The following is a 10,921-nucleotide window of genomic DNA, read 5'->3' as shown; positions in this document are numbered from 1 at the left end:
TCAACAAGAGATCTGGGCATATCCTTCTGCTCGACATAATACTTGTTCTTTCTTACAAGGCTCTTGAATATCTCCTCATCAATCTGCTCATATATCTCACTGATAAGCCTGCATCCAAGCTTTAACACACGCTCATGAACATCGTTTGAAAGATCTGCTGCATCCTTCTCTCCATCAAGGAGACTTCTGACATTTTTCTCAATCTCCTTGATATCATTCTGAATAAACTGTAGTATACTGTTGTACATGGAAAGCACCGCCTTTTTAGATTTTTGTCGCAAACTCAATCTTAACATGAAGGCTGGTGCTTTTCCTTTTTTTATTTCTCCGAATCTATATTTACCCTAATACATATCCAGTGAATAAATAAAAGAATCAGCCAAATGATATAGCCTATGGCACCTCCCGCGGTATTTGTGATCACATCATCCAGCTCAGCGATTCCAAGCCCAAAGGAATACTGGATGGTCTCAATGCAAAGTGACACTAGCATACATACCGGTATGCAAACGAAGGGTTTACGAAAGGCCTTAAATGCACTGGGCATCAGGATTCCCATAGGAATGAACAGCAGGATATTTTCTATAAAAAACGCCTTGGTGGTAACAGAATGTCCCCAGCTTGACCAAAGCTCCATATTCACCCCGGAATAGGTATCCGCTTCCCTGCTCATCAGCACAATGTAGACAAAAGCGGTCATATAGATCAGCAGCATGAAAACAGCAACTGCATGGTCCATGCCAAGTTTCCGCTCTCTTTTCATAAGCTTGCAAATTAGCGTATACAGCAAATAGACCGCTCCATAAATAAGAGCGATCACAATGCCTGCACTTGCATATTTACTTACGTCACTTATATCTTCAAGGATTCTTATAAAAACATCCTTATTCTCAGCAAAAAATTCCAGAATCATATCATTTAACTACAGTATCCCTGGCATAAATTATGCACTGTACGATATTCGAGCGCTGCTCTCTTGTAAGAACATAGCTTACGCCAAAGCTCTTTGTGGCTCCCGAATAAAAATCTGTGATAGAGTCACGGCATGCTGCAATAGCATTACCTCTTCTATCAAGTGCAATAACTGTAACAGGGATAAAATCTATATTTTTCTCTGTCGCATTTGTAACATTTGCTGACAGAGTAAAATAGCCCTTATTGTTACTTCCATATACTATCTTGTCAATATCGTAGTCTATCTTCGGATCGTCGGCACATTTCTGAACATCCAGCATCGGCATGATGAAATACTCATTCACCTTGTATAAGGAAAGTCCGGGATACACAGGCTTCTCAGGCTCGGCCGCTTCAGACTCTTCTGCATTTGCATCTTCAAGGCCAGTTCCCAGTCCACCATCTTCTGTTGCAGAGTCATCTTCCTCTTCGGCATTTTCAGTATCTTCAGCATTTTCTTCCGTCTCATCCGATGAAGCGGATGCATCTGATTTACTGTCAGCACTTTCGGAGGCCTTATCGTCCTCACTGCTGCCATCACTTGCTGCATCTGCTGCGGCAAGATAAATCTGCGACTTCACAAACTGTGTATCAAGTCTTGCATCATCCAGCTTAGTTCCGCTGTCTTCGCTTGAAGAATCAGATGAACTGCCATCTATCGAGGTTCCTGCATCTGCTCCGCCGTTTTCACCGGACTCAGCATTTTCACTGTTTGCATCGCCGTTATCAACGTCTCTGATTCCAAGAGCCTTTTCAAGCTCATCGATATCAACTGCATTTACATCTTCGCCGTTTTCGATAGTACCCTCAATGGTATCGCCGCTCATGGCATCGAGAACTTCACCGGAAAGGTCACCCTCTTCGATAGTGACACTGTCCTCTTTAGTCTTGATCTGACCGTAAGGCACATAGAAGAATCCCTTTTCACCGGGTGCGATTACATCCGGTACAGCTCTTACATAATCGTAGGAATCCACAACGTTAAGAGTTCTGTCTTCTATATTAAATACTGATCCGCTACCAAGGTACAGATTGCCTGATCCGATATTTTCCACAGTTACAACCGCATGAAAACCTGAGTATGAACCATCATCCTCATAGACGAAGTTTGTGCCTGTTATTCTGTAATCTATGTTTTCTACAGCTGAGCCGCCTGCTGATATAGCATTTGCACCGGTCTCGCCATTTATATTCTCTTCGGTTCCATATCTGAAAATCCAGTTGCCATCACTGTCATAATAAGCAGAGTTATCAAGCTCCTCTTCCTCAGGCGTTTCACTCTCAACGGTCTGGACGATGGGCTTGGGATTATACTTGTTATACATATAATATGCACCAAAAATAAAACCACACACCAGCGTTATTATCAGTGCAAAAGATGTAATTGCGTATTTCATGACATTCCCCTCAGACATAGATTAGTGATAAAAACCACTCTACACATAAAATGGTAGCAAACATCTACATTTATAGCAATGCAAAACACATTTTATTCATATATATATCGGCACATTTTGCTGATATTTAAACCCCATTGAAGAAAATCCTTCAGTATTTGCGGTGGTTTCAGGGCGTTTATTATGCATTCAAAAATGCATAAAGCTCATCCATGCTGTTTACTATGGTAAGAGCGCCGTCTTTTATCATCTGCTCTTTATCTCCAAAGCCCCAACCTACGCAGATTGTGGGAATATCGCACTCCGCTGCGCCAAGGATGTCGTAGGAGGTATCGCCGATCATTACAGTGTTGTGCTTCTCAATAGTTGTAGCATCTGAGCCATCTGTGGCGCTTTCGATTTTCTTCTGAAGATATTTAATAACATCCTCTTTGGTCTCGCGGCTTCCATCCATGGTAGAGCCTGCGATCTCATCAAAATACTTTGTCATATCGAAATGATCAAGAACCTCAAGTGCTGTCTTTTCAGGTTTGGAGGTCGCTACATAGAGCATGAAGCCTTCGCTTTTTAATTTCTGTAAAAGCTCTATCATGCCGGGATAGGGGCTGTTTTCGAACTTTCCAACAGTGTTGTAGCGTTCTCTGTAAACCTTGATAGCTCTTTCTTTTTCGCTTTCCGGTATGCCGCCTCTTACAAGGCTGCCCCCAAGAGGTGGTCCAATAAAAGTCTGCAACAGGCTCTGATCCGGCTGCGGATATCCCATTTTTTCAAAAGCATAGTGAAAACACTTAAAGATGCCCTCCGATGAATCTGTAAGCGTACCGTCTAAATCAAATAGTAAATTCTTGTATTTCATAATCTTATCTGTCCATTTTCCTGCGTTAATTCATGCGATTAAGGAAGTCGTTTATATTAAACTCTTTTCCTGTCCTGTCCTCATAAATCTCATCAAAGCTTCTATTCTGATCCTTCGGATCAAAGTCCACATCTTTGGCGTGTGCTTTCATGGCATCATCATCAGATAAAAGCTCGTAGGCCATGTTGTGAATCACCCACTCGTAGGCCATATCCTCAGCTGTTCTGTAGGATTCCATATCTCTGCCATGAACAGGTTTTTCATCAATCAGAGCCTGACAAATAATAATCATATCACTTTCATTATTAATCTTGTAGGAATTCCTGATTTTCCAGTTATCCGTTATGTACTCAGCGCTGTATTGCTCGCCATCATATGTAAATGTGTAGCTCGCTCCGTTACCATCGACGTCAGTAAGATTTATGTCCGCTGTGGATGTGAGGAGGCCGGATGAAGTCTGGAGGGATTCGTCAGATGACGAAACATTTTCAGTTATGTTAGTTGTTACTGAATCCTCCACTGTCGATGATGCCCCATATGATTCTTCTTCATTCTCTTCTTCATTTATTTCTGCAGAATCCTTTGACTGCACTTCAGCTTCTAATTGTCCGCCCCGCTCTTCGAGCTCAGATTTTTCTCCCTGCTCTGCCTCTCCATAAACTTCAACAGAGACTTCTTTCTCATCCGATTCTGTTTTTACTTCCGCTTCTGCACTCTCATCGCCATTATTCTCACTCTGAATATGCGTCCATAGCTCTGCGTTTTCGTTATTAGCCTGCCTTCCGCAACCGGTGGCTATTATCATTGTTGTTATTACCAACAACTGTACTAATCTTTTTTTCATTACTACTGATTTATCCTTAAATAAAATAAAATATAATGTATCATATCCTGCTGAAAGGCCTTCAAAGTCGGATGTCTTGGACACGTAAATGAAAGTCCAGATGAATGCTACGTGTCGAAGTAGCTAAGTCATCCTGCCATATTCTCAACAAAATCACGCATATGTATGCTTTATGAACTTCTGCGTGTCGATATTTTCCGAAAACGACACGCACCTTATGAGTTTTCTTGGCCTTACGTGTTGGCCTCAAAACTGCTATGAAGCAGAATAAGAAAAAATCTCAAAATGCGTCACCGACTTATATACACTGGCCATTCACTGACACGCATATTGAATCACATGAAGTTATGCGCGTGTCGGAGTTAAGTCCCACGGACACGCATATTAACAACATAAATCCGCATGCGTGCCAAAATCTGCCACAACTGACACGTATAATGCAGCTATGAATCAGTATAGGATACCGAATTTCATCAGAAATTCGGCATCCGTAATGGACCAGGCTTTCACGAAGTGAAAGGCGTGTCTGCGGAACGCAGATTTCCGAACGATTTTTCCTTGTTATCGTTCGGAAAGTCATACGTATCGGATGTAAATATCCTCCGCAAAATCCAAGCTACCAAACCGTCTCTCCCGCAAGATCAAGACTATCTCTCAACCTCTTCCATAATCTCCAGGTTATCCTCAGTGACTCTACATAGATAAAAGATCACCTTAACACCTGCTGCCCTTGCTTCCTCAAAAGCTGCAGCGAACTCAGGATCCGTAGTCATATTTGGTCTCACCTCGGTTATGCCCTCGCCCTGGATAACAAAAGCTACTGCTGCCTGATAACCCTCAGAGATAGCTCCCGCCAGCTCCCTAAGGTGCTTAGCTCCTCGCTCTGTGGGAGCATCAGGAAAATAGCCTACGCCATCTACAAACAGCGTACATCCCTTAACCTCCATCAGGTACTTTTTATCTCCCTTTTCCATATAAAAATCAATTCGGGAATCGCCGTATTTATATTCAGGCTTTACGAAGCTATACTCATTTTTACTAAGCAGCCACTCTCTGACAACAGCATTTGGTGCCTGAGAATCTATATTGATTATTCGGCCATCCTTTTCTACAGCCACAAGATCATAGGGCGTTTTCCTCTCAGGGTTCGATGCCTTTTCCAAAAACACCCTGCATCCAGGGATCAGAAGCTCTCTGCATCTGCCGGTGTTTTTCACATGGACGGTTATTTCCTTACCGTCAAGCATTACCTTGGCTATAAACCTATTTGGGCGGGATATGAATTTCGCCTCAGAAATTGCATTATATCGCATTTAAAATTCTCCGTTACTGATAATACTCCTCCGGAATCTTCATAGATGCTATGTAAAGATCCCTGTCAGTTCTCTCCCATATCTTCCGAACTGTGTCCGTCATTTTCCTAGCATCGCAGACATAGACAAGGGCACTTCCAAGCTTTGAATATGTCGTTCTGTGTAACCGGCATAGCATCCCCCTGCCCTAAAACTTTTTAATCACTTTCTCCATAGCTTTTAACGGACATAGTACTAGCTGAATCCCAAAGTTACTGGTCAGCCACTTCACATCGAGCATACCTTTTTCAACGAGAGATATTACTGTATCTGATGAAAAAGGACAATCCTCCGGAAATTCACAGTCATCGCTTTTTGTAAGTCTCATGCATGTCTTTAGTAGTTTCTTCTCATCCGCATTAAGGAAGCTTACCATCTCATTTGGCTTTCGTATTATCCTGTCAGTAATTATGTCGACCAGAACTTCTTTTTTTGCTCCACTGTTCACCAAAAGCCCCAGCTCCCCGACCATATACTCAAGGGTCTGCTTTTTACACATGGAAACTACATCTCTGGTGCGCTGTGCCCATTCAGAGGTAATGATTATATCTAACTCTTCAAGAGTATCCTCATCAAACTGCCCCTCACCAAATGCATCCAAAACTCTCTGTATTTTCTGCTTCTGAGAAGATAGTTTTTCTTCCTCCGGAACAAGGCCGAAAAAATCTCCATTCATAAAGTTCTCAGCTATCTTACTCTTGGCATAGTCCATGAAATCTGCTTCTGATCTGGAAGCAGCTTCCAACGCTTCATCCATATCCATCCCAAGGAAATTCATCATTTCCTCGATTTCTCTGTCAGTTTCCGGATTGTCTGCATATTCATAAAATTCTGAGACTATTGGCGTATCACCTAATGTAATCTCTATTCCGCATACCTTGCATACATCTGCTATCATGTTTGAAATCATGATATCTTTTACAACTATCGACTTCGGTTTTCCATGTGATAAAATAGCATTTGCCAGAAGATTACAAGCTTCCTCTTCTTTGATCATGGACGGTTCTATCATCATACGGGCAATTATGATTTCATTTTTTCTGGAAGCAATAAGCGCGGTTGGCATAAGAAGCGGTTTTGAGAATTCTTCATCCTGAACTATTCCTCCGCTAATCTGCATATCCAGTTCCCATGTATCGTTATTCTTTTTTGCTTTCTTCAACTTGGTTGTATTGCTATCAACTACCATCTGCGGAGCCACAAATAGTTTTTCCTTCTCAGGTAGCTTCTTTATTCCAAACTCGAAATCTCCACCCTTTGACTCATATGAAAAAATAGTAAAATTGTCTCTGATCTCATTTATATTTTCCTTGCATCTATCGAGAGTCTCCAGCAAAAGAGTCAAAAATTCCGTACATATTCTTACTTCTTTTCCATCAAGTATATATGGTGCAAACCCGGGGGAATACTTATCAAAATAGATATAAGATCTCTTTCCCCGAAACTTAAGTCCAAGCTTCTTAATCAGTTCTTCATGTCCGGGAGACAAATCCTCTTTATCTCCAATCCACATATTTATGCTGTTTTGCCCAAGTATTACATGCGAGTCTTCTATTCCATAATGGTCCGTTAAGACCATTCTTCGCATCTGACTATATCCTTCATCACCAAGATATAGAGAAAATCCGTATTCCATTCCGCCATTACCCATGATAATGAATTCACCAAAAACCTCATCATCAAAACGGATTTCCACAACATCTGAGTTCATCATATAAGTCCAGGGTTTCTTCTTTTTAAACTCAAAAGCAAGTTTGTAAAGCTTCTCCCATTCCTCTTTGGTCGCCTCTTCTCTTGTTCCTGCCGGATAATCTGCCGTTTCATCACTGTCTATTATCTCGAAATACTCATCATAAAAACTGTCATCAGCATATTCATCATCCCAGTCTTCACCCGGATACTGCTCCACCTCTCCAGAGCTTTCTATGACTTTCACAGGAATGAAGCCCTTTTCATCAATAGCATCTTCTACCGTTATAAGGAATGTCCAATCATCGCCATAATCATAGTTCAGTCTGAAAACTGAACCTTTCCTTATTCCTGTTGAATAAAGCTTCACGTTAGTTTTCTTGCCACTCCCAAATTCCGACTTCATTCTCTCATAAACAACGCCATCTATTTCAAAATCATAAAGATGATCGTAATCAAAACCAACAGAATTAAGTATGGCAATACAAAGGTCATCCAGAGTGGACGTTCCGCCAATTTCTATTTTTCTCATCACCCCATGGGTATAATACGCCCCGCCAACAAGCTCTATTTTCAAAATGTATTTCATTACATGTCTCCTCTATTATCTAACCAGTTCTTTGTATACCTCTTTAAGACTATCCCTTGGAACCTGCTTATACACTTATATTGCAAACTCTTATAGTTCCTGCCATATTGCCTCTTATATGCAAATAAACTCCTCACCCTTCGGGCTTGTTCTTGTCCAAGTCTTAACCATCTGTTCCTTTAAAAAGGCAACAAAGCCATCGATCTTGTCAGTATGATCAAATACCTCAAGTGCCATATAATAGGTTTCCTTATCTTCATCAAAAAGTATCACAGGCGGAACATCATTTATCATAAGGATGTAATTAAGAAGCGTCCTGCCGACCCTGCCGTTTCCATCTGCAAAAGCGTGTATCCTCTCAAAGCTGCAGTGAAACCAGGCTGCTGCCTTCAGAACCTTCTCCGCATCATCAAACTGATACCCATTAAGTTCATCACAAATAAATCGAACTTCTTCTGGCACATCCTCCGGCATAACTCCAACAGAAAGCCCTGCGCCATAATAATTCTTCTTATAGGTTCCCGGGCGTTCTCCCTTCTGCCATCTGCTTTCATCATAACAGCCATGGCATAGGATTTCCTGCACATTTAAAATAAGGTTCTCTGATACCTTCTCTCTTGCAAGAATCTTATCTTTCAGAAAAACATAACAAGCTCTCTGATTCTCAGCTTCAAAAAGTGCTCTCAGATCTCCCGTATATCCAACAACCTTACCATTCTCAAATATCTCTCTTGTCTGATGAATTGACACTCCCGCGCCTTCTATCTTGTTGGAGTGGTATGCAAATAAAACCCTGAAATCCCCTAAAAGTACATCAAGGTCTGCTTCTGATTGTATGCTTTTTAATTTCCATTTGGAAAGAATATCTGAGTAAGTAGTTGTCATATTTTTTCCTTTTTAACAGAGTTGTTTCCCTGATAATGTATCTTTATTTTACCAAACCATAATACTCCAAGCACAGCCAGATAAAACAAGCCGCATATCACTATTTTAAACAATAATGAAAGAATGTCATTACCCAGAATAACCGGAGAATAATTACTAAACACCGCATACATCAATACCCCTGCCAAAACAAAGGGCAGCGAATTAATTATGTTTCTGCCAATGTGAGCTTCCTTATAAACACTTACGGCCTGAACAACGCACACCACTATCTCTGCAGCCAGTGTTCCTATCGCTGCACCTACCGAAGCAAAACCGGGAATGAGAATCAAATTCAATATTAGATTCACTGCAGCACCGGTAAAAAGAGATATGACGAAAAGTTTATCTTTCTTCCTTGGAAGAAGAAACTGCGTCCGGATAACATTCGCAAATGCCAAAAACAAGCAGCTTGGCAAAACTATATTAAATAAGGTTATGCATTTTTCAAAGCCTTCGCCAAAGAACAGCGGCACGAACTCTTTCGAAACAGTCATAATCCCGATACAAACGGAAGATGAGATAAACATCGCAAACAAAATCGATTTATCAAAAATACTTTCCGCCTCCGGATTATCATCCCCATGAGAGAGGATATTGGACATCCTTGGCAGCATGACCGTTCCAAGGGCTGTTATAAGAGCCAGCGGGATTTTTATGATATTCTCACAGCTGTGATAGTACCCCAGCTCCAGATCACTGGACATAAGCCCCAGCATTATTTTGTCCATGGTCTTATAAACGCTGACAGCAATAGTTGGCAAAAACAAAACCAGGTTGGGTTTTATGTGAATGATTATGTCCTGATACCCCGGCTTCACATAGTGGATTCGTTTTTTCAGAACAGGTATAGATACAAGCTGGCTGATAAAAAAGCCGCTGCAATAAATAAGTGAATACTTCCATACATCAGCTTCATCTTTAACAAATGCAAATATGCAGGCAGCTGTCAGAACTTTAACCGAAATATCTCTTATGGAAGTAACCTTGAATTCTTCAAGGCCGTAAAGCGCCCATGTAAGGTCGATTCCTCCCGCCAAAACAATCAGCATAAAAATAAAAGACAGTGTTTTGTTCGTAGATAAAAATATGCAGTACATCAAATATATCACAGACATACTGCATCCCATCACAAACTGGAAGGCATAAATCTCAAAAAATGTCTTCGATAATTCATATTGATCATCTTTCACATAAGCAATTGTCCTGTTGCCATAATTGTGCAATCCCAGTCTGATAAAAATATAAAAATAATATGCTACGGAATAAGAAAAAGCATATTTACCCATTCCGTCAGCGTGAAGAACCCTGGTCAGATACGGCAACGTTATCAAAGGAACGACTATACCTGAAAGCTGGAACAATGCATTATATATGAAATTGGATTTTATTCTTTCATTAGCCATTCAAATCCCCGAACCAAGATCCCATTGATCCCCCAAAATCCTATCAAATTCATCAGGCACAAATATGCACAGTCCGCTGGCATTGGTAAATGTCATCTCTCCAAAGTACACCTTGCCCTCTACGTTATAAAAATCAACTCGCACATGAGAAAAACCTTTTGATAAAGTCTCTGCCAGCTCCACCATTTCCCAATACTTATCCGGCGGCGGCAGTTGCTCCTTTATAGGCTTATAATCAGCACGATAATAGGGCATCAGCTTGTAATCCCTATCAAAGAAACCAAGCCTCCCTTCAGAATGGTTGACCGTATAATCAATCATTGTATAAGAGCAAAAAACCTTACCGTCAAAACAAAAAAACTTATAATCAGGAAGATCCTCTTCACCTTCAGGAATCATAAACTTCTCTATATAGATCCTTGGCTTTATTTCTTTGTACTGAAGCTCCATCGTATGATATGCGAAGTTTTTGCCAAGAAATTTCCTGATTTTATTTTTTATATCCTCTTTTGAAATGCTGTTTTTATCGGTAACTATTATGTTAGTACCACTGCCATGATTGGTTTTTATAACATACGTTTCAGGCAAACTATCAAAGTCTATCTCATCAGGACTATCAAAAGGTCCTGCGATCATCGGTATCAGGTATTCCTCTCCGATTTTGTTTTTAATCCAGTCCCGGACCTTTATCTTATCAGTAAGCTCAGTGATAATCTGATCTCTCCTGTTAAGCTTTGCCCATTGCATCTTCTCAGTATATGTCTGAGGATTTTTCAGATTGCAAAAAATCCCCATTCTCTTTTTATATCTATACTGAATGATTGCAGGATACAAAAACTCCGGTAGATGACTCTTCACAAAGTAGTTTATATCGTGTACGTTCATTTTCCGCCTTTTCATTTTTACTTAA

The 10,921-nt window shown here is 40.7% G+C and carries 11 protein-coding genes; all 11 read right to left on the bottom strand.

The genetic code is table 11. The annotated features are described in order from the left end of the window. Nucleotides 1-248: hypothetical protein (locus G610_RS0111570; RefSeq protein WP_026523688.1), on the bottom strand; the 248-nt coding region annotated here is incomplete at its 3' end. A gap of 71 nt (nucleotides 249-319) precedes the next feature. Beyond that, complete coding sequence (locus tag G610_RS0111565; protein WP_026524927.1) at nucleotides 320-913, bottom strand: VanZ family protein; 594 nt, start codon at nucleotides 911-913, stop codon at nucleotides 320-322. A 1-nt stretch (nucleotide 914) separates the two neighbouring features. Then, nucleotides 915-2,351, bottom strand: coding sequence for an FxLYD domain-containing protein (locus G610_RS0111560; RefSeq protein WP_026524926.1), 1,437 nt, complete (start codon nucleotides 2,349-2,351; stop codon nucleotides 915-917). A gap of 181 nt (nucleotides 2,352-2,532) precedes the next feature. Next, on the bottom strand, nucleotides 2,533-3,207 hold the full coding sequence (locus G610_RS0111555; RefSeq protein ID WP_026524925.1) for an HAD hydrolase-like protein: 675 nt from the start codon (nucleotides 3,205-3,207) through the stop codon (nucleotides 2,533-2,535). 25 nt (nucleotides 3,208-3,232) lie between these two features. After that, nucleotides 3,233-4,051 (bottom strand): hypothetical protein, encoded by an 819-nt coding sequence (locus G610_RS0111550; protein ID WP_155831017.1) that lies wholly within the window; start codon nucleotides 4,049-4,051, stop codon nucleotides 3,233-3,235. Between the two features lie 647 nt (nucleotides 4,052-4,698). Next, entirely contained in the window at nucleotides 4,699-5,364 is a 666-nt protein-coding gene (sfsA, locus tag G610_RS0111545) for a DNA/RNA nuclease SfsA (RefSeq protein WP_026524923.1), read from the bottom strand. A gap of 13 nt (nucleotides 5,365-5,377) precedes the next feature. After that, nucleotides 5,378-5,542 (bottom strand): hypothetical protein, encoded by a 165-nt coding sequence (locus tag G610_RS23080; protein ID WP_155831016.1) that lies wholly within the window; start codon nucleotides 5,540-5,542, stop codon nucleotides 5,378-5,380. Between the two features lie 9 nt (nucleotides 5,543-5,551). Continuing rightward, the gene (locus G610_RS0111540) at nucleotides 5,552-7,681 is read right to left on the bottom strand and encodes a DUF7309 domain-containing protein (RefSeq protein WP_026524922.1); all 2,130 of its coding nucleotides are present in this window, start codon (nucleotides 7,679-7,681) and stop codon (nucleotides 5,552-5,554) included. Between the two features lie 114 nt (nucleotides 7,682-7,795). Further along, nucleotides 7,796-8,566 (bottom strand): Fic family protein, encoded by a 771-nt coding sequence (locus G610_RS0111535; protein ID WP_026524921.1) that lies wholly within the window; start codon nucleotides 8,564-8,566, stop codon nucleotides 7,796-7,798. Next, nucleotides 8,563-10,011: an oligosaccharide flippase family protein gene (locus G610_RS20660; protein WP_035797424.1), complete on the bottom strand. Its 1,449-nt coding sequence runs from the start codon at nucleotides 10,009-10,011 to the stop codon at nucleotides 8,563-8,565. The genes G610_RS0111535 and G610_RS20660 overlap by 4 nt, the downstream gene beginning before the upstream one ends. After that, on the bottom strand, nucleotides 10,012-10,896 hold the full coding sequence (locus tag G610_RS0111525) for an ATP-grasp fold amidoligase family protein (protein ID WP_026524920.1): 885 nt from the start codon (nucleotides 10,894-10,896) through the stop codon (nucleotides 10,012-10,014). Between the last annotated feature and the right edge of the window lie 25 nt (nucleotides 10,897-10,921).

The sequence above is a fragment of the Butyrivibrio sp. MB2005 genome (assembly GCF_000424285.1).
Taxonomy (GTDB): Bacteria; Bacillota; Clostridia; order Lachnospirales; family Lachnospiraceae; genus Butyrivibrio.
The sequence above is the reverse complement of the archived record's forward strand: the minus strand, read 5'-3'. Positions and strand labels throughout refer to the sequence as shown.

Coding starts and splice junctions, on each gene's coding strand:
- G610_RS0111565 (WP_026524927.1), bottom strand. CDS start 913: ATGATTCTGGAATTTTTTGCTGAGAATAAGGATGTTTTTATAAGAATC.
- G610_RS0111560 (WP_026524926.1), bottom strand. CDS start 2,351: ATGAAATACGCAATTACATCTTTTGCACTGATAATAACGCTGGTGTGT.
- G610_RS0111555 (WP_026524925.1), bottom strand. CDS start 3,207: ATGAAATACAAGAATTTACTATTTGATTTAGACGGTACGCTTACAGAT.
- G610_RS0111550 (WP_155831017.1), bottom strand. CDS start 4,051: ATGAAAAAAAGATTAGTACAGTTGTTGGTAATAACAACAATGATAATA.
- sfsA (WP_026524923.1), bottom strand. CDS start 5,364: ATGCGATATAATGCAATTTCTGAGGCGAAATTCATATCCCGCCCAAAT.
- G610_RS23080 (WP_155831016.1), bottom strand. CDS start 5,542: ATGCTATGCCGGTTACACAGAACGACATATTCAAAGCTTGGAAGTGCC.
- G610_RS0111540 (WP_026524922.1), bottom strand. CDS start 7,681: ATGAAATACATTTTGAAAATAGAGCTTGTTGGCGGGGCGTATTATACC.
- G610_RS0111535 (WP_026524921.1), bottom strand. CDS start 8,566: ATGACAACTACTTACTCAGATATTCTTTCCAAATGGAAATTAAAAAGC.
- G610_RS20660 (WP_035797424.1), bottom strand. CDS start 10,011: ATGGCTAATGAAAGAATAAAATCCAATTTCATATATAATGCATTGTTC.
- G610_RS0111525 (WP_026524920.1), bottom strand. CDS start 10,896: ATGAACGTACACGATATAAACTACTTTGTGAAGAGTCATCTACCGGAG.